Genomic DNA, 19,966 nt, shown 5'->3' on the forward strand with positions numbered 1-19,966 from the left:
CGAAGTATAACCGCCGCAGCCGCAGGGATTGACCCTCAAGCGGCAGTGCGGTTCATTGCCGGCCGAGCGACTTGTATCAACGGATGTCCTGAGCTTTCCACCAGCCACAGAACTCGTCGAGGGCCGACCACAGGCTGACTTTCGGATCGTAGTCCAGATAATGCCGGGCGCGACTGATGTCGAGGGTGAAATTTTTCTTCATGACCTGCATGCCCAACCGCGAGAGGGTCGGCTCCGGGCGGCCCGGCCAGAGTTTGCACACGCCTTCATTGAGCGCCGCGACGCTGTAGGCCAGGCCGTATGAACGGTATTTGCTGACCTGCGGCACTTCCATCTTGCGCATCACGTAATTGACCACATCCCACAACGGCACCGGTGCGCCATTGCTGATGTTGTAGGCCTTGCCCAACGCGGAACCGGCCGCCAGCAGGCTGCTGAGCAGCGCCTCGTTGAGGTTCTGCACGCTGGTGAAGTCGACCTTGTTCAGGCCGTCGCCAATGATCGCCAGACGCCCCCTGCGTTGCATGTTCAGCAGGCGCGGGAAGATGCTCATGTCGCCGGCGCCGGTGACAAATCGCGGGCGCAGGGCAATGGTTTCCAGACCGAATTCCTGGGCGCCGAAGACCTTTTGCTCGGCCAGGTATTTGGTCGCCGCGTAGTGATGCTTGAAGCGTTTGGGCACTTGCTCTTCGGTCAGACCGAGGTGATCGCGGCCATCGAAATAGATCGACGGCGACGACAGATGCACCAGCCGCCGCACGCGCTGCTTGAGGCAGGCTTCGACGACGTTTTCGGTGACCTGCACGTTGCCCTGATGAAAGTCCTGATAGCGCCCCCACAAACCGACGGCACCGGCGCAGTGCACCACCGCTTCGACGTCGGCGCAGAGCTCACGCACCAAGTCCGCATCGGTGAGATCACCCGGAACGAACTCGGCACCACGGCGCACCAGATGCTCGACGCTTTCGGCCCGGCGACCGTTGACCCGCACGTCCAGGCCCTGCTCCAAAGCGAAACGCGCAAAGCGTCCGCCAATGAAGCCGCTTGCGCCGGTGACCAGAATTTTCATGTAACGCTCCGATGTCTTTCGTTTACCTGATACGTCTGTCTTGACGCTGACCGTCAGCCCAAGGGCACCAGCCAGCGCGGTGAAGAACGTAGCAATTGCTCGGTCAGCAAGGCCAGCAGCTGACCGCCATTGCGCCAATGATGCCAGTACAACGGCACATCGATCGGTTTATCTGGCAACAGTTCACGCAACACGCCGCGTTGCAGTTGATCGCGCACTTGCAGTTCCGGCACCAGTCCCCAGCCGAACCCGGCTTCGGTCAGGCGCACAAATCCTTCAGAGGACGGGCACAAGTGGTGCTCGAATCCGCCATCGACGCCCAGGGATGCGAGGTAGCGATGCTGGAGAAAATCGTCCGGGCCGAACACCAGCGCAGGCGTGCGCGGCAACTGCTCGGCGCGCACGCCGTCGGGGAAATGCCGCTCGATAAACGCCGGACTGGCCAGCGCCCGATAGCGCATCGCCCCGAGCAACACACTGCGCGCACCGGCCACCGGGCGTTCACTGGCACAGACACACGCCGCAACCTCCCCGGCACGCATGCGCTTGAGGCCGACGGTCTGATCTTCCACCACCAGATCCAGCAACAAATGCTGCTCGGCGCAGAAATCGCCCACGGCTTCGGCCCACCAAGTGGCGAGGCTGTCAGCGTTGATGGCGATGCGCAGACGCTCCGGCAGGCCTTCTTCGTCGAGCGCTGGCACCAGGGTCTGCAAGTCACGTTCGAGCAGGCGCACCTGCTGCACATGGTTGAGCAGGCGCCGGCCAATCTCGGTCGGCGATGGCGGCGTGCCGCGTACCAGCACCGGTTGGCCGACCCGCGCTTCCAGCAATTTGATCCGCTGTGAAATCGCCGATTGCGACAAGCCCAAAACCTGCGCGGCGCGTTCGAATCCGGCCTGTTCGACCACGGCGGCCAGCGCGGAAAGTAATTTGTAGTCGAACATCAGTTTTCCTAATGAGCGATCAGCACTATTGGTTTTTCTTATACCGCTTTCGACCGGAGAATAGCCAGCAAGCACTCTTTATCAAGGAACACTGCAATGGCTGGCGAAACCTCACTCACGACCTTGCTGCGCAGCATGAGCCCGCAGCTCAACGCCGGCGAATATGTGTTTTGCACCCTGCGTGGCGGCCAGTTGCCGAGCGGTGTAGAGATTGTCGGCAGCTTTCGCGAACAGGAAGGCCTGACCGTGATTCTCGAACGCTCCCAGGCTGAACTCGCCGGGTTCAGTTTCGATTATGTGGCGGCGTGGATCACTCTCAATGTGCATTCGGCGCTCGAAGCAGTCGGCCTCACCGCTGCTTTCGCCACGGCATTGGGCAAGGCCGGGATCAGTTGCAACGTGATCGCCGGTTACTACCACGATCATTTGTTTGTCGGTCAGGCCGACGCCGAGCGCGCCATGCAAGTACTGCGCGATCTCGCAGCTAACGCGGAGTAACTCTTTATGTGGCAAAGCTATGTGAACGGATTGCTGGTGGCGTTGGGGCTGATCATGGCGATCGGTACGCAGAACGCTTTTGTGCTGGCGCAGAGCTTGCGCCGCGAACATCACTTGCCGGTGGCGGCGCTGTGTGTGGCGTGCGATGCGCTACTGGTGGCGGCCGGGGTGTTTGGTCTGGCGACCGTGCTGGCGCAAAACCCGACATTGCTCGCAGTCGCACGCTGGGGCGGCGCAGTTTTTCTGATCTGGTACGGCAGCCAGGCGCTGCGCCGGGCGTTCTCGAAACAGAGTCTGGATCAGGGTGAAAACCACACCGTACGCTCGTTGCGCGCGGTGATGCTCAGCGCGCTGGCGGTGACGCTGCTCAACCCGCACGTTTATCTGGATACCGTATTGCTGATCGGCTCCCTCGGTGCGCAGCAGTCAGTACCGGGCGCTTATGTCGTGGGCGCGGCGAGTGCTTCGCTGCTGTGGTTTTTCACCCTCGCCCTTGGTGCGGCATGGCTTGCACCGTGGCTGGCGCGGCCGAGTACCTGGCGGATTCTTGATCTTCTGGTGGCAGTGATGATGTTCACGGTGGCGGGCCAATTGATTATCGCCAACTGATTTATTCCAAAAGGCTCTGGAACCTCTATCCCACACAGTTGTTGCGTGGTTAAGCCTTGACCCCGGTGCTATGATCCGAACCCTGCGCCGCAAAGAGTAAAAACTCGTCGGTGCATTTCTGGCCGCCCGTGATCGGCCTTGCGCTCACCGCAACAGACCTGATTAGGAGAATCATCATGGCTTTCGAATTGCCGCCGCTGCCTTACGCACACGATGCCCTGCAGCCGCACATTTCCAAGGAAACCCTGGAATTTCACCACGACAAGCACCACAACACCTATGTCGTGAACCTGAACAACCTGGTGCCAGGCACCGAGTTCGAAGGCAAGACCCTGGAAGAGATCGTCAAGACTTCCTCGGGCGGCATCTTCAACAACGCCGCTCAGGTCTGGAACCACACTTTCTACTGGAACTGCCTGGCGCCAAACGCCGGCGGTCAACCAACCGGCGCACTGGCTGAAGCCATCAACGCGGCTTTCGGTTCGTTCGACAAGTTCAAGGAAGAGTTCAGCAAAACCTCGATCGGCACCTTCGGTTCCGGCTGGGGCTGGCTGGTGAAAAAGGCTGACGGTTCCCTGGCCCTGGCCAGCACCATCGGCGCCGGCAACCCGCTGACCAGCGGCGACACCCCGCTGCTGACTTGCGACGTCTGGGAACACGCTTACTACATCGACTACCGCAACCTGCGTCCGAAGTACGTTGAAGCGTTCTGGAACCTGGTCAACTGGAAGTTCGTCGCTGAGCAGTTCGAAGGCAAAACCTTCACCGCTTAAGCTGCGCGCCAGATAAGAAACCCGGCTGATGCCGGGTTTTTTTATGCCTTCGCTTTCTGTAGGAGCTGCCGCAGGCTGCGATCTTTTGATCTTGTTTTTTACAATCAACGTCAAAAGATCGCAGCCTGCGGCAGCTCCTACACAGAAAAGCCTGTTTCCTGCCATGAAAGCAGCTGCGCGCCGCTTGCCGGGGCTGCACAGCGGGCTACCATCAAATCAGCGAAAATTTGTTCCGGACTGCTCAAGTTGAGGACTGAAACTACCGACACAGTACAAATAGAGCTGACACTCCAGGCCGTTGTATTTCGGCAACGCCACGGGCAAATATCTCGGGACTTGATTGTCCCTTTGACTGCCAACACGGGATTGCCAATACTCATGGCAACTTGACGCTACCCGCACGGAACAAGGAATAACCCTTTGAAGCTGGAACTCAAGAACAGCTTGTCGGTGAAGTTGCTCCGGGTCGTGCTCCTTTCGGCATTGATCGTCGGCGTGGTCTTGAGCTGCGCCCAGATCGTTTTCGATGCCTATAAAACCCGCCAGGCGGTGGCCGGCGACGCCCAGCGTATCCTCGACATGTTCCGTGATCCCTCGACTCAGGCGGTCTACAGCCTGGACCGGGAAATGGGCATGCAGGTGATCGAAGGCCTGTTTCAGGACGACGCGGTGCGCCAGGCGTCCATCGGCCATCCCAACGAAGCGATGCTCGCGCAAAAGTCCCGTGAGTTGCAGCACTCCAACAGCCGCTGGCTGACTGACCTGATTCTCGGTCAGGAACGCACCTTCACCACCCAACTGGTCGGTCGCGGCCCGTACAGCGAATATTACGGCGACCTGAGCATCACCCTCGACACGGCCACCTATGGCGAGAGTTTCATCGTCAGCTCGGTGATCATTTTCATTTCCGGCGTGTTGCGCGCCCTGGCCATGGGCCTGGTGCTGTATCTGGTCTATCACTGGCTGCTGACCAAGCCGCTGTCGCGGATCATCGAGCACCTCACCGAAATCAATCCCGATCGCCCCAGCGAGCACAAGATTCCGCAGCTCAAGGGTCACGAAAAGAATGAACTCGGCATCTGGATCAACACCGCCAACCAGTTGCTCGAATCCATCGAACGCAACACCCACCTGCGTCACGAAGCGGAAAACAGCCTGCTGCGCATGGCTCAGTACGACTTCCTCACCGGCCTGCCGAACCGCCAGCAATTGCAGCAGCAACTGGACAAGATTCTGGTCGACGCCGGCAAGCTGCAACGCCGGGTCGCAGTATTGTGCGTGGGGCTGGATGATTTCAAAGGGATCAACGAGCAGTTCAGCTACCAGACCGGCGACCAATTGCTGCTGGCGCTGGCCGACCGGCTGCGCGCCCACAGCGGTCGCCTCGGCGCCCTCGCCCGCCTGGGTGGCGACCAGTTCGCCCTGGTGCAGGCCGATATCGAACAACCTTACGAAGCGGCAGAACTGGCGCAAAGCATCCTCGATGATCTGGAAGCGGCGTTTGCCCTCGACCATCAGGAAATCCGCCTGCGCGCAACCATCGGCATCACCCTGTTCCCCGAGGACGGCGACAGCACCGAGAAGCTGTTGCAGAAGGCCGAGCAGACCATGACGCTGGCCAAGACCCGTTCGCGCAACCGCTATCAGTTCTACATCGCCAGCGTCGACAGCGAGATGCGCCGCCGTCGCGAGCTGGAAAAAGACCTGCGCGATGCGCTGATTCGCGACCAGTTCTACCTCGTCTATCAGCCGCAGATCAGCTATCGCGATCACCGGGTGGTCGGGGTTGAAGCGCTGATTCGCTGGCAGCACCCGGAGCATGGCCTGGTGCCGCCGGACTTGTTCATCCCGCTGGCCGAACAGAACGGTACGATCATCGCCATTGGCGAGTGGGTGCTGGATCAGGCCTGCAAGCAGTTGCGCGAATGGCACGATCAGGGCTTTGTCGATCTGCGCATGGCGGTCAACCTGTCCACCGTGCAACTGCACCACGCCGAGTTGCCGCGGGTGGTCAACAACTTGCTGCAGATCTACCGTCTGCCGCCGCGCAGCCTCGAACTGGAAGTCACCGAGACCGGCCTGATGGAAGACATCAGCACCGCCGCCCAGCATCTGCTGAGCCTGCGCCGCTCCGGGGCGCTGATCGCCATTGACGACTTCGGCACTGGCTACTCATCGCTGAGTTATCTGAAGAGCCTGCCACTGGACAAGATCAAGATCGACAAGAGCTTCGTCCAGGATCTGCTGGATGACGACGACGATGCAACCATCGTTCGCGCGATCATCCAACTGGGCAAAAGCCTGGGCATGCAGGTGATCGCCGAAGGCGTGGAAACCGCCGAGCAGGAGTCCTACATCATCTCCGAAGGCTGTCACGAAGGTCAGGGTTACCACTACAGCAAGCCGCTGCCTGCCCGGGAGCTGACGGCCTACCTCAAGCAAGCCCAACGCACCAATGCTGCCATTCTCTAGAAGATCAAAAGATCGCAGCCTGCGGCAGCTCCTACAGGGATCGCGTGCCCCTGTAGGAGCTGTAGAGTGAAACGAGGCTGCGATCTTTTGATCTGCGCCATCACACTGGCGTAAATAAGAAATATTTCCAGCCACAGCCCTTTACACATAATGCGAAAGATTTGCATTATGTCGCAGTTTTGCGCACCCCCAGCGCGAGTCCACTCAACTATCGAAGCAGGATGTTCGCCATGATTCGTATGCCTCTGGCTACCGCCAGTCTGCTGGCCATCGCTATTTCCCTCGCCGGTTGCGGCGAAGGCAAAGACAAGGCTGCCGCCCCGGCCGCGCCGACGCCGGCCGCCAGTACCGCTGCCGCTCCAGCACCTGCCGCTGCCGCTGCCGGTAAAGTCGATGAAGCTGCGGCCAAGGCTGTGGTCGCGCACTACGCCGACATGGTCTTCGCCGTCTACAGCGATGCCGAATCCACTGCGAAAACCCTGCAAATCGCCGTCGACGCCTTCCTCGCCAAGCCGAACGCCGACACCCTGAAAGCCGCCAAGGCTGCCTGGGTCGCTGCGCGCGTGCCTTACCTGCAGAGCGAAGTGTTCCGCTTCGGCAACACCATCATCGACGACTGGGAAGGTCAGGTGAACGCCTGGCCGCTGGACGAAGGCCTGATCGACTACGTCGACAAAACCTACGAGCACGCGCTGGGCAACCCGGGCGCCACCGCCAACATCATCGCCAACACTGAAGTGCAGGTCGGCGAAGACAAGGTCGACGTTAAGGACATCACCCCGGAAAAACTCGCCAGCCTCAACGAGCTGGGCGGTTCCGAAGCCAACGTCGCCACCGGCTACCACGCCATCGAATTCCTGCTCTGGGGCCAGGACCTGAACGGCACCGGCCCGGGCGCCGGCAACCGTCCGGCGTCGGACTACCTGGAAGGCGCTGGCGCTACCGGCGGTCACAACGATCGTCGCCGTGCCTACCTCAAAGCCGTGACCCAACTGCTGGTCAGCGACCTGGAAGAAATGGTCGGCAACTGGAAGCCGAACGTGGCTGACAACTACCGCGCCACCCTGGAAGCCGAACCGGGCGAATCCGGTCTGCGCAAAATGCTGTTCGGCATGGGCAGTCTGTCGCTGGGCGAACTGGCAGGCGAGCGCATGAAGGTCTCCCTGGAAGCCAACTCCCCGGAAGACGAACAGGATTGCTTCAGCGACAACACCCACAACTCGCACTTCTACGATGCCAAAGGCATTCGTAACGTGTACCTGGGCGAGTACACCCGGGTTGATGGCACCAAGATGACCGGCGCCAGCCTGTCGTCGCTGGTGGCCAAAGCCGACCCGGCAGCCGACACCGCGCTGAAAGCCGATCTGGCCGCTACCGAAGCCAAGATCCAGGTCATGGTCGATCACGCCAACAAGGGTGAGCACTACGACCAGTTGATCGCGGCCGGCAACACCGCCGGCAACCAGATCGTACGTGATGCCATCGCCTCTCTGGTCAAGCAGACCGGTTCGATCGAAGCCGCTGCCGGCAAGCTGGGCATCAGCGACCTGAACCCGGACAACGCTGATCACGAGTTCTGATCAACGCTGACTGCACAAGAAGGCGACCTCCGGGTCGCCTTTTTCATGCTTGCCATACACAAAACCCTGTGGGAGCGGGCTTGCTCGCGAAAGCGCTGGGTCAGACACAGATGAATTGACTGACACGCCGCCTTCGCGAGCAAGCCCGCTCCCACAGGGGGGACTGCGTTTCTCCAAATCACTGCGCCATATCAAGCAAACGATAATTCCTCTTATTCAAACCCCCTCGCCCTGTTAGACTTTGCGCCTTTGTTTTCGCCCGTCCGCAGGATGTCTGATGCCCTCGCTGCCGCTTCGCTTGTCCGCACTGTTTCTGGCCTTGGGCCTGAGTGCCTGCGATGACGCCCCGCGCTTTACCAAGGCTGAGCCGGGTGAAGCGCGTTCGGGCGGGGCGGCGACCGTGCGCAAGACCGATCAGAATGCGTTCTCCCTGCCCTCGGCCAACCTGCCGCCGTCGCGTCGGGTCGACTTCAGCGTCGGCAACAGCTTCTTCCGCAGTCCGTGGGTGATCGCCCCGTCGACCACCACCGCCCGCGATGGCCTCGGCCCGCTGTTCAACACAAACGCCTGCCAGAACTGCCACATCAAGGACGGTCGCGGACATCCGCCAACGCCGGATGCGACGAACGCGGTGTCGATGCTGGTGCGTCTGTCGATTCCCGATTCACCGGCCTATGCCAAAGTCATCGAGCAAGTCGGCGTGGTGCCGGAGCCGGTCTACGGCGGCCAGTTCCAGGACATGGCCGTGCCCGGGGTCACACCCGAAGGCAAGGTGCGCGTCGAATACACCCCGGTGCCGGTTCGTTTCAAGGACGGCACCGAAGTGGAGCTGCGCAAGCCGGTTCTGCAATTCACTCAGTTGGGCTACGGCCCGATGCACCCGGACACGCGTTTCTCGGCCCGGGTCGCGCCGCCGATGATCGGTCTCGGCCTGCTCGAAGCGATCCCCGAAGCAGCGATCCTCGCCAACGCCGCGGCGCAAGCCAAAGAGAACAACGGCATCAAGGGTCGCGTAAATCGGGTCTGGGACGATGAGTTACAGAAAACCGTGGCCGGCCGTTTTGGCTGGAAAGCCGGGCAACCGAATCTCAATCAGCAGAATGTCCATGCGTTTTCCGGAGACATGGGCCTGACCACCAGCCTCAGACCCTTCGATGACTGCACCGACGCGCAAACCGCGTGCAAGCAGGCACCCAACGGCAATGGCCCGGACGGCGAGCCGGAAGTCAGCGACAACATCCTGCGCCTGGTGCTGTTCTATACGCGCAACCTCGCAGTGCCGGCACGTCGCGGCGTCAACGACGAACAAGTACTGGCCGGCAAGAACCTGTTCTTCCAGGCTGGCTGCCAGTCCTGCCACACACCGAAATACACCACCGCCGCCAACGCCGCCGAACCTGAACTGGCCAATCAAGTGATTCGCCCGTACAGCGATCTGCTGCTGCATGACATGGGCGATGGTCTGGCCGACAACCGCACTGAATTCCAGGCCTCCGGCCGCGACTGGCGCACCCCGCCGTTGTGGGGGATCGGTCTGACGCAGGCAGTCAGTGGTCACACCCAGTTCTTGCATGACGGCCGCGCCCGCAATCTGCTCGAAGCCGTGCTCTGGCATGGCGGCGAAGCGCAGCAGGCGCAGCAACAGGTTTTGTCTTTCAACGCCGAACAGCGTGCCGCGCTGCTGGCGTTCTTGAACTCACTTTAAACACTTAAAAGAATCGGGAGCCCGACATGTTCCGTCCCAAGTTGTTGTTCACCAGCCTTGCCGCGCTCGCCCTCGGCGCCTGCTCGCCGCAGGACCCGCAAGCGGTCACCTCGGCGGCCATCGCCAAATCGGTGATCCTGCCGACTTACACCCGCTGGGTCGAAGCCGACAAGCAACTGGCCGTCAGCGCCCTCGCCTACTGCCAGGGCAAGGAAACCCTGGAAACCGCCCGCGCCGACTTCCTGCACGCGCAGAAAGCCTGGGCCGAGCTGCAACCGTTGCTGATCGGGCCGTTGGCCGAGGGGAACCGTTCGTGGCAGGTGCAGTTCTGGCCGGACAAGAAAAACCTCGTTGGCCGTCAGGTCGAGCAACTGGTGGTCGCGCAACCGCAGATCGACGCCGCCGCACTGGCCAAATCCAGCGTGGTGGTGCAGGGCCTGTCGGCTTACGAGTACATCCTGTTCGATGAAAAACCGGACGTCGCCAACGCTGAGCAGAAAGCCAAATACTGCCCACTGTTGATCGCCATCGGCGAGCGTCAGAAGCAACTGGCCGAAGAGATTCTGCAGAGCTGGAACAACACCGACGGCATGCTCGCGCAGATGAGCAAGTTCCCCAACCAGCGCTACGCCGACTCCCACGAAGCGATCGCCGATCTGCTGCGTGTACAGGTCACCGCACTCGACACCCTGAAGAAAAAACTCGGCACGCCAATGGGCCGCCAGAGCAAAGGCGTGCCGCAACCGTTCCAGGCCGATGCGTGGCGCAGCCAGTCGTCGCTGACCGCGCTGCAAGCCAGTCTGGCCGCGGCCAAAACCGTCTGGGAAGGCGTCGACAACAAAGGCCTGCGCGGTCTGTTGCCGGCCGAGCAGAAACCGTTGGCAGACAAGATCGACGCTGCCTACGCCGCGTCACTGAAACTGTTCGACAGCAGCCAGCGCTCGCTGACCGAAATGCTTCAGGACGACGCCGGTCGTCAACAACTCAACGATCTCTACGACAGCCTCAACGTCGTCCATCGCCTGCACGAGGGCGAACTGGCCAAGGCGCTGGGCATCCAACTGGGCTTCAACGCCAACGACGGTGACTGATGAGGGCAAGTGCCATGCTGCGACGCCAGGCTCTGACTTTAGGTAGTTTGCTGCTGGGAGCAGTGACACTGGGCGGCTGGACGCTGTTCAAGCGCAAGGATCAGAGCCCGCTGTTGCTCTCGGCGCGCGACGACACCGACGGCAGGCATTACGCCGTCGGTTATCGGCTGGACGGTACTCGGGTGTTCGCCACCGAAGTCGGCCAGCGCTGCCACGACATCATCAACCACCCGACGCTGCCGATCGCGCTGTTCGTCGCCCGCCGTCCGGGCACCGAGAGCTACCTGATCGACCTGCGCGACGGGACGTTGCTGCAAACCGTGACTTCGCAGCCGAACCGGCATTTCTACGGCCACGCCGTGGTGCACAAGGACGGCGAATACCTGTACGCCACCGAGAACGACACCACGGATCCGGGGCGTGGCCTGCTCGGGGTGTACAAGTTCGAAGGCGAGCGGCTGGTGCACTGCGGCGAGATTTCCACCCATGGCCTCGGCCCGCATCAGGTCTCGTGGATGCCCGATGGCGAAACCCTGGTGGTAGCCAACGGCGGGATCCGCACCGAGGCCGAAAGCCGCGTCGACATGAACCTCAACGCCATGGAACCGAGCCTGGTGCTGATGCAGCGCGACGGCACCCTGCTGAGCAAGGAAACCCTTTCCCAGCAGATGAACAGCGTGCGCCACCTGGGCATCGCCAACGACGGCACCATCGTCGCCGGCCAGCAGTTCATGGGCGCCTCGCATGAGCGCTCCGAGCTGTTGGCGATCAAGCGTCCGGGCCAACCCTTCGTGGCATTCCCGGTGCCGGAGCATCAGTTGCAATCGATGGGTCACTACACCGCCAGCGTCGCAGTGCACAGCGATCTGCGTCTGGTGGCGCTGACCGCGCCGCGTGGCAATCGCTTCTTCATCTGGGACCTGGACAGCGGCGAAGTGCGTCTCGACGCGCCGCTGCCCGATTGCGCCGGCGTTGGTGCGGTGAAGGACGGTTTCGTCGTCACTTCCGGTCAAGGCCGGTGCCGCTACTACGATTGCCGCCAGGATCAACTGCTGGCCAAGCCGCTGGAATTACCGGCAGGGCTCTGGGACAACCATCTGCACCTGATGGCCTGAATCAACGCTGTAACTGTGGCGAGGGAGCTTGCTCCCGCTGGACTGCGCAGCAGTCCCATGCTCTTGAGTTAAAAAGCGGGGCCGCTTCGCGCCCCAGCGGGAGCAAGCTCCCTCGCCACAGGGGTTTTATTCGTCCTCACTGTAATAACTGCCAGTTGGAATCCCCACCTGACTCGGAGTAATGTGCCCGCCTGTCTCACCTGATTTATCCAAGGAACTGGAAATATGCTGCGTCGCCGCATGCTGATCATGTTGGGTGTTGTCTTGCTGGTCGTCCTGGTATTGGGCGGGTATAAAGCCTTTTCGATCTACACCATGATCCAGGGCTTCTCCAAACCGAAACCGCCGATCAGCGTCGCCGTGGCCCGCGCCAGCGAACAGCCGTGGCAGATGCGTTTGCCCACCGTCGGCTCGCTGAAAGCCTTGCAAGGCGTCGACCTGAGCCTGGAAGTCGCCGGCACCGTCACTGAACTCAAATTCGAATCCGGACAGAAGGTCAAGGCCGGGCAACCACTGCTGCAACTCGACAGCGCGGTCGAGACCGCCCTGCTGGAAACCGCCAAGGCTGACCTGGGACTGGCACAACTGGACTTCGGCCGTGGCAGCCAACTGGTCGATAGCCGCGCGATCTCCAAAGGCGAGTACGACCGTCTCTCCGCCGTATTGCAAAAGAACAAGGCCACGGTCAATCAGCTCAACGCTTCGCTGGCGAAAAAACGCATCCTTGCGCCGTTCAGCGGCACCATCGGCATCCGTCAGGTGGATGTCGGCGACTACCTCGCCAGCGGCACCAAAATCGCCACCCTGCAGGATCTGAGCAGCCTCTACGCCGATTTCTATGTGCCGGAGCAATCGGTGCCGAAACTGGCCATCGGTCAACCGGTGCAGATCGGCGTCGCGGCCTATCCCGGGCAGAACTTTCCCGGCGCCATCAGCGCGATCAACCCGATTGTCGAAAGCACCACACGCAATATTCTGGTGCGCGCAACCCTGGCCAACCCCGACGGCAAATTGCTGCCGGGCATGTTCGCCAGCCTTGAGGTGTTGCTGCCCGATCCGCAGAAACACATCGTGGTCCCGGAAAGCGCGATCACCTACACCCTTTACGGCAACTCGCTGTACGTGGTCGGGCAAAAGAAGGCCGAGGACGGCAGCGTCGAAAAAGACGACAAGGGCCAGCCGGTACTGATCGCCGAACGCCGTTTCATCGAGACCGGTGAGCGCCGCGATGGCCTGGTGATGATCAACAAGGGCGTGCAGAGCGGCGAACAAGTAGTGACCGCCGGCCAGATCAAACTGGACAACGGCGCACACATTGCCATCAGCGACGACAAGACCCTCGGCGAGCAGAACAGTCCGCCTCGCGCCGACTGATCAAGGAATCCCCATGGCTTTTACCGATCCGTTCATCCGCCGCCCGGTGCTCGCCACCGTGGTCAGCCTGCTGATTGTGCTGCTGGGTTTCCAGGCCTGGAGCAAGCTGCCGCTGCGCCAGTACCCGCAAATGGAAAACGCCCTGATCACGGTGACCACCGCCTACCCCGGGGCCAACGCCGAGACCATTCAGGGCTACATCACCCAACCGATGCAGCAAAGCCTGGCCAGTGCCGAAGGCATCGACTACATGACCTCGGTCAGCCGGCAGAACTTCTCGGTGATCTCGATCTACGCGCGCATCGGTTCCAACACCGACCGTCTGTTCACCGAGCTGCTGGCCAAGGCCAACGAGGTGAAAAACAAACTGCCGCAGGACGCCGAAGACCCGGTACTGAGCAAGGAGTCGGCTGACGCCTCGGCGCTGATGTACATCAGCTTCTTCAGCAAGGACTTGAGCAACCCGCAGATCACCGACTACCTGTCGCGGGTGATCCAGCCGAAACTGGCGACCCTGCCGGGCATGGCCGAGGCGGAGATTCTCGGCAATCAGGTGTTTGCCATGCGCCTGTGGCTCGACCCGGTGAAGCTCGCCGGTTTCGGCCTCAGCGCCAGCGACGTGACCAACGCGGTGCGCCAGTACAACTTCCTCTCCGCCGCTGGCGAGGTGAAAGGCGAGTACGTGGTCACCAGCATCAACGCCAATACCGAACTGAAGTCCGCCGAAGCCTTCGCCGCGATTCCGCTCAAGGTCAGTGGCGACAGCCGCGTGCTGCTCAGCGATGTCGCGCGGGTCGAGATGGGCGCAGAAAACTACGACTCGATCAGTTCATTCGGCGGCACGCCGTCGGTGTACATCGGCATCAAGGCCACGCCCGGGGCCAACCCGCTGGATGTGATCAAGGAAGTGCGCAAGCTGATGCCGGAACTGGAAGCGCAGCTGCCGCCCAACCTCAAGAGCGAGATCGCCTACGACGCCACGCTGTTTATTCAGGCCTCGATCGATGAAGTGGTGAAAACCCTGTTCGAAGCGGTGCTGATCGTCATCGTCGTGGTGTTCCTGTTCCTTGGCGCGCTGCGCTCGGTGGTGATCCCGGTGGTGACCATCCCGCTGTCGATGATCGGCGTGATGTTCTTCATGCAGATGATGGGCTATTCGATCAACTTGCTGACCCTGCTGGCGATGGTGCTGGCCATCGGTCTGGTGGTGGATGACGCGATTGTGGTGGTGGAGAACATTCACCGACACATCGAGGAAGGCAAGACGCCGCTGGAAGCCGCACTGGAAGGTGCGCGGGAAATCGCCATGCCGGTGGTGTCGATGACCATCACCCTGGCGGCGGTGTATGCGCCGATCGGCTTCCTCACCGGACTGACCGGGGCCTTGTTCAAGGAGTTCGCCCTGACCCTGGCCGGTGCCGTGGTGATCTCCGGGGTCGTCGCCCTGACCCTGTCGCCGATGATGTGCGCCCTGCTGTTGCGCCACGAAGAAAACCCCAGTGGCCTGGCGCACCGCCTCGACCGCATTTTCGACGGTCTCAAGCGCCGCTACCAGAGCATGCTCCACGGCACATTGCATACGCGGCCGGTGGTGCTGGTGTTCGCGGTGATCGTGTTGTGCCTGATCCCGGTGTTTCTCAAGTTCACCAAGTCGGAACTGGCACCGGATGAGGACCAAGGCATTATTTTCATGATGGCCACGGCCCCACAGCCGACCAACCTTGATTACCTGAGCACCTACACCGACGAATTCATCAAGATCTTCAAGGAGTTCCCGGAGTACTACTCCTCGTTCCAGATCAACGGCTACAACGGCGTACAAGCGGGCATCGGCGGCTTCCTGCTCAAGCCGTGGAACGAGCGCAGTCGCACGCAGATGCAGATCCTGCCCGAGGTGCAGGGCAAACTGGAAGGCATCCCGGGCTTGCAGATCTTTGGCTTCAACCTGCCCTCCCTGCCCGGCACCGGTGAAGGTTTGCCGTTCGAATTCGTGGTCAACACTGCCAACGACTACGAGTTGTTGCTGCAAGTGGCCGACCGGATCAAGAAACGCGCCATGGAGTCCGGCAAGTTCGCCTTCGTCGACCTTGATCTGGCGTTCGACAAGCCGGAAGTGGTGGTCGATATCGACCGTGCCAAAGCCGCGCAGATGGGTGTGTCGATGCTTGACCTCGGCAGTACCCTGGCGACGCTGCTGGGCGAGGCGGAAATCAACCGTTTCACCATTGAAGGCCGCAGCTACAAGGTGATTGCCCAGGTCGAGCGACCGTTTCGCGATAACCCCGGCTGGTTGAACAACTACTACGTGAAGAACACCCAGGGTGAGCTGCTGCCGCTGTCGACCCTGATCAAGGTCAGCGACCGGGCGCGACCGCGCCAGCTCAACCAGTTCCAGCAACTCAACGCGGCGAAAATTTCCGGATTCCCGTTGGTCAGCATGGGCGAGGCCATTGACACCGTACTGCAGATTGCCCGGGAAGAAGCGCCAGCCGGTTTTGCCTTCGACTATGGCGGCGCTTCACGCCAGTACGTACAGGAGGGCAGCGCACTGTGGGTAACTTTCGCCCTGGCGCTGGCGATCATTTTCCTGGTGCTGGCGGCGCAGTTCGAGAGCTTCCGTGATCCGCTGGTGATTCTGGTGACGGTGCCGCTGTCGATCTGTGGAGCGTTGATTCCGCTGTTCCTTGGCTGGTCGAGCATGAACATCTACACCCAGGTCGGGCTGGTGACCCTGATCGGGCTGATCAGCAAGCACGGGATCCTGATCGTCGAATTCGCCAACCAGTTACGCAAGGACAAAGGCCTTACCGCGCGCGAAGCAGTCGAAGAAGCGGCGGCAATCCGCTTGCGCCCGGTGTTGATGACCACGGCGGCGATGGTGTTCGGCATGGTGCCGCTGATTCTGGCGACCGGTGCGGGTGCCGTGAGCCGGTTCGATATCGGCACCGTGATTGCAACGGGGATGTCGATCGGCACCCTGTTTACGCTGTTCGTGCTGCCGTGCATCTACACCCTATTGGCGAAACCCGATCCGAAATAACAGCGATTTACCTTGTGGGAGCGGGCTTGCTCGCGAAGGCGTCAGGTCAGTCAACAGCAATACTGAATGTTCCGACCCTTTCGTGAGCAAGCCCACTCCCACCCTTGATCGCGGCCAGCCCCGAATGCTTCATCCACCAGCAATCCCCGGTGGGAGCGGCCAGCCACAAATCTGCCATCCATCGACGATCCCTTGTGGGAGCGGGCTTGCTCGCGAAGGCGTCAGGTCAGTCAACCGCAACACTGAATGTGCCGGCCCTTTCGTGAGCAAGCCCACTCCCACCCTTGATCGTGGCCAGCCCTGAATTTTTCATCCACCAGCAATCCCCGGTGGGAGCGGCCAGCCACAAATCTGCCATCCATCGACGCTCCCTTGTGGGAGCGGGCTTACTCGCGAAGGCGTCAGGTCAGTCAACAGCAACACTGAATGTGCCGGCCCCTTCGTGAGCAAGCCCACTCCCACCCTTGATCGTGGCCAGCCCTGAATTCTTCATCCACCAGCAATCCCCAGTGGGAGCGGCCAGCCACAAATCTGCCATCCATCGACGCTCCCTTGTGGGAGCGGGCTTACTCGCGAAGGCGTCAGGTCAGTCAACAGCAACACTGAATGTGCCGGCCCTTTCGTGAGCAAGCCCACTCCCACCCTTGATCGTGGCCAGCCCTGAATTCTTCATCCACCAGCAATCCCCAGTGGGGGCGCCCAGCCACAAATCTGCCATCCATCGACGCTCCCTTGTGGGAGCGGGCTTGCTCGCGAAGGCGTCAGGTCAGTCAACAGCAGTACTGAATGTGCCGGCCCCTTCGTGAGCAAGCCCACTCCCACCCTTAATCGTGGCCAGCCCTGAATTCTTCATCCACCAGCAATCCCCAGTGGGAGCGGCCAGCCACAAATCTGCCATCCATCGACGCTCCCTTGTGGGAGCGGGCTTGCTCGCGATGGCGTCAGGTCAGTCAACAGCAATACTGAATGTTCCGACCCTTTCGTGAGCAAGCCCACTCCCACCCTTGATCGTGGCCAGCCCTGAATTCTTCATCCACCAGCAATCCCCGGTGGGAGCGGCCAGCCACAAATCTGCCATCCATCGACGCTCCCTTGTGGGAGCGGGCTTGCTCGCGAAGGCGTCAGGTCAGTCAACAGCAATACTGAATGTTCCGGCCCCTTCGTGAGCAAGCCCACTCCCACCCTTGATCGCGGCCTGCCCCGAATTCTTCATCCACCAGCAATCCCCAGTGGGAGCGGCCAGCCACAAATCTGCCATCCTTCGACGCTCCCTTGTGGGAGCGGGCTTGCTCGCGAAGGCGTCAGGTCAGTCAACAGCAATACTGAATGTGCCGGCCCCTTCGTGAGCAAGCCCACTCCCACCCTTGATCGTGGCCAGCCCCGAATTCTTCACCCGCCAGCAATCCCCGGTGGGAGCGGTCAGCCACAAATCTGCCATCCATCGACGCTCCCTTGTGGGAGCGGGCTTGCTCGCGAAAGCGTCAGGTCAGTCAACAGCAACACTGAATGTGCCGGCCCCTTCGTGAGCAAGCCCACTCCCACCCTTGATCGTGGCCAGCCCTGAATTCTTCACCCGCCAGCAATCCCCAGTGGGAGCGGCCAGCCACAAATCTGCCATCCATCGACGCTCCCTTGTGGGAGCGGGCTTACTCGCGAAGGCGTCAGGTCAGTCAACAGCAACACTGAATGTGCCGGCCCTTTCGTGAGCAAGCCCACTCCCACCCTTGATCGCGGCCTGCCCCGAATTCTTCATCCACCAGCAATCCCCAGTGGGAGCGGCCAGCCACAAATCTGCCATCCTTCGACGCTCCCTTGTGGGAGCGGGCTTGCTCGCGAAGGCGTCAGGTCAGTCAACCGCAACACTGAATGTGCCGGCCCCTTCGTGAGCAAGCCCACTCCCACCCTTGATCGTGGCCAGCCCCGAATTCTTCACCCGCCAGCAATCCCCGGTGGGAGCGGCCAGCCACAAATCTGCCATCCATCGACGCTCCCACAGGGGAATGATGTGATCCCTGGAAGACCGCAATAAAAAAGGCCTCGCAACTGCGAGGCCTTTCATTTTGGCTTCAATCGGTTCAACTCTGTGGCCTCATCCCTTGAGAAAGTCCGAACATGAACAGCAATAAATCATGATCAGGTTGAGTGGCCACGGAGGCTTTCGCCACCCGTGGTACTGCGCAGTGAGCATCGCCTGTGGTAGCACCGATCACCTGCATGCGGGGCTGCTCCCAGGCTGCCACCGCCAATGAAGCAACTGCCAAGGCTCCAACCAGAAACAAACCTCGTGCAATTTCGAGTTTCATCGCTATAAACCTTTGATAGCGCTGCCAAACGCCGTCTCGTAAAAGTAGACGAGTTTTTTCCAGTCCGTATCGCTGAACGACGAATGGCGCCGCAATTGCTTCATGTCATGGGAGGCGGCGCGATAAGCGGTCAGACGCTGACGGCATTTCTCCAGATCGATCAATGCCACTTCGACCTGTGCCGAATCACCTTCGCCGGTCACCCGTACAAAAACGTGTTTGATGTAGATGCAGCTGTGCTGCCAACGGCCCTTGTGCATGCGCGCGAGGTTTTCGGCCAGGTCTTTGAGGACGCGCTCGTAAACCGCTTCGCCATATTGGGCACGGCCGCCGGCGGCTTCCCACTTTTCCAGTTCGTCGAAACCGTCCAGCGACTTGGTCACCAGCAGCGCACGCCACTTGTACTGCGAATCGGGCTGCGCGCCGCAGAACACGATTTGCGGTACACGCACACCGAGACGGCTGACACCGGTCAGCGCATCCAGCTCACGCAAGACTGTCGGCCGACCAAATGGGTGCAGCCAACTGCGATAGATATGTCCGGTCTGGCGCTTGGCATACAGTAACTGGCCGTCACTGCCCACGACTCGTTGCACACCACTTTCCCCGCCCCGGCGCACGTTGGGTTCTTCAACCCATTCACCACGCTGGTTCCAGTAGTAATCGAAGCGATCCTGGGGAGCGACTTCCGTTTCGGCTGCTATTTGCACCGCCATCCTGTTACCTCTTGCGTAATACGTAGACCCGCCACATGGCATAGAGCGGAATAAAATCCAGTTGTTCCTGAATGCGAAAACCTGCCGCTTCGAATTCTTTTTCTACTGTCACAGCCGGTAACACAAACCGGTTCTGGTAACCCTCCTGCCCACGCCGCTGTTCGGCGCGCTTGCGTTTCCAGGCCTTGAAATTACCGTCTACCCACAACGAAATGATGACGCTGTCCCGGGTGACACGTTCGAATTCGCGCAGAATCGCCCGTCGATGCTCGGCTTCACCGATGTGGTGCAGCAAACGCATGCAGAAAATGCTGTCGACGGCGTTATCGGGCAAAGCAATGTCGAACGCTGACGTGTGCAAAGGTTGTACCCGTTTCACAACGTCGGCCGGTTGCGCCTGCATCGCGGTCTTGATCATCGATTCGGAGTTGTCCGCGCCAATGATCACCCGGTTGGGCTTTTCCGCCAGCAACGGCCAGAAACGCCCTGCACCGCATGGCAGATCCAGAACCAGCCCCGGCTCGCCTGCCAGCGTCAACGCCTTGCGGGCCAACTGCTCGTCGCGCCAATGAGACAACCGACGACCTAAACCGTGCTGGTGCTTGCGCAAATATTTTTGTGCATGCTGGTCATCATACTTTTCGGAAAAATCGAGCTTGATCGGTCTGCTCATT

The 19,966-nt window shown here is 60.8% G+C and carries 15 protein-coding genes; 10 read left to right on the forward strand and 5 right to left on the reverse strand.

Features of this window, described 5'->3' with window-relative positions; genetic code table 11:
* Positions 1 to 76: 76 nt before the first annotated feature.
* The gene (locus ACS4NR_RS15575; protein WP_456017826.1) at positions 77 to 1,069 is read right to left on the reverse strand and encodes an NAD-dependent epimerase/dehydratase family protein; all 993 of its coding nucleotides are present in this window, start codon (positions 1,067 to 1,069) and stop codon (positions 77 to 79) included.
* A 53-nt stretch (positions 1,070 to 1,122) separates the two neighbouring features.
* Positions 1,123 to 2,016 (reverse strand): LysR family transcriptional regulator ArgP, encoded by an 894-nt coding sequence (locus tag ACS4NR_RS15580; protein WP_095136979.1) that lies wholly within the window; start codon positions 2,014 to 2,016, stop codon positions 1,123 to 1,125.
* A gap of 96 nt (positions 2,017 to 2,112) precedes the next feature.
* Here ACS4NR_RS15580 and ACS4NR_RS15585 point away from each other — a divergent pair, with 96 nt between their 5' ends.
* From ACS4NR_RS15585 to ACS4NR_RS15630, 10 genes are all read left to right on the forward strand, one after another.
* On the forward strand, positions 2,113 to 2,514 hold the full coding sequence (locus ACS4NR_RS15585; RefSeq protein ID WP_456017827.1) for an ACT domain-containing protein: 402 nt from the start codon (positions 2,113 to 2,115) through the stop codon (positions 2,512 to 2,514).
* A gap of 6 nt (positions 2,515 to 2,520) precedes the next feature.
* A complete protein-coding gene (locus ACS4NR_RS15590) occupies positions 2,521 to 3,123 on the forward strand; it encodes a LysE/ArgO family amino acid transporter (RefSeq protein ID WP_027612476.1) in 603 nt (200 codons plus the stop codon).
* A 176-nt stretch (positions 3,124 to 3,299) separates the two neighbouring features.
* Positions 3,300 to 3,896 carry a superoxide dismutase gene (locus tag ACS4NR_RS15595; protein WP_003227660.1) on the forward strand — a complete coding sequence of 199 codons (597 nt, stop codon included), beginning with the start codon at positions 3,300 to 3,302 and terminating at the stop codon, positions 3,894 to 3,896.
* Positions 3,897 to 4,316: 420 nt separating this feature from the next.
* Positions 4,317 to 6,368, forward strand: a complete 2,052-nt coding sequence (locus ACS4NR_RS15600) for a putative bifunctional diguanylate cyclase/phosphodiesterase (RefSeq protein ID WP_027612474.1) — start codon at positions 4,317 to 4,319, stop codon at positions 6,366 to 6,368.
* A gap of 230 nt (positions 6,369 to 6,598) precedes the next feature.
* A complete protein-coding gene (locus tag ACS4NR_RS15605) occupies positions 6,599 to 7,948 on the forward strand; it encodes an imelysin family protein (protein ID WP_456017828.1) in 1,350 nt (449 codons plus the stop codon).
* A gap of 277 nt (positions 7,949 to 8,225) precedes the next feature.
* Positions 8,226 to 9,653 (forward strand): di-heme oxidoreductase family protein, encoded by a 1,428-nt coding sequence (locus tag ACS4NR_RS15610; protein WP_456017829.1) that lies wholly within the window; start codon positions 8,226 to 8,228, stop codon positions 9,651 to 9,653.
* Between the two features lie 26 nt (positions 9,654 to 9,679).
* A complete protein-coding gene (locus ACS4NR_RS15615) occupies positions 9,680 to 10,744 on the forward strand; it encodes an imelysin family protein (protein ID WP_095136975.1) in 1,065 nt (354 codons plus the stop codon).
* Positions 10,745 to 10,758: 14 nt separating this feature from the next.
* Positions 10,759 to 11,859, forward strand: coding sequence for a DUF1513 domain-containing protein (locus tag ACS4NR_RS15620; RefSeq protein ID WP_456017830.1), 1,101 nt, complete (start codon positions 10,759 to 10,761; stop codon positions 11,857 to 11,859).
* 225 nt (positions 11,860 to 12,084) lie between these two features.
* Positions 12,085 to 13,233: an efflux RND transporter periplasmic adaptor subunit gene (locus ACS4NR_RS15625; protein ID WP_456017831.1), complete on the forward strand. Its 1,149-nt coding sequence runs from the start codon at positions 12,085 to 12,087 to the stop codon at positions 13,231 to 13,233.
* Between the two features lie 13 nt (positions 13,234 to 13,246).
* Entirely contained in the window at positions 13,247 to 16,273 is a 3,027-nt protein-coding gene (locus tag ACS4NR_RS15630) for a multidrug efflux RND transporter permease subunit (RefSeq protein ID WP_456017832.1), read from the forward strand.
* A 2,075-nt stretch (positions 16,274 to 18,348) separates the two neighbouring features.
* Here the strand turns inward: ACS4NR_RS15630 and ACS4NR_RS15635 are convergent.
* The 3 genes from ACS4NR_RS15635 to ACS4NR_RS15645 are packed head-to-tail and all read right to left on the reverse strand — an operon-like array spanning position 18,349 to position 19,965.
* Positions 18,349 to 18,576 (reverse strand): hypothetical protein, encoded by a 228-nt coding sequence (locus ACS4NR_RS15635; RefSeq protein WP_095136970.1) that lies wholly within the window; start codon positions 18,574 to 18,576, stop codon positions 18,349 to 18,351.
* A gap of 2 nt (positions 18,577 to 18,578) precedes the next feature.
* Positions 18,579 to 19,292, reverse strand: a complete 714-nt coding sequence (locus ACS4NR_RS15640; RefSeq protein WP_456017833.1) for a lipopolysaccharide kinase InaA family protein — start codon at positions 19,290 to 19,292, stop codon at positions 18,579 to 18,581.
* Between the two features lie 4 nt (positions 19,293 to 19,296).
* The gene (locus tag ACS4NR_RS15645; protein ID WP_095136968.1) at positions 19,297 to 19,965 is read right to left on the reverse strand and encodes a class I SAM-dependent methyltransferase; all 669 of its coding nucleotides are present in this window, start codon (positions 19,963 to 19,965) and stop codon (positions 19,297 to 19,299) included.
* Position 19,966: the final 1 nt, after the last annotated feature.

Source organism: Pseudomonas sp. JQ36, assembly GCF_053851495.1.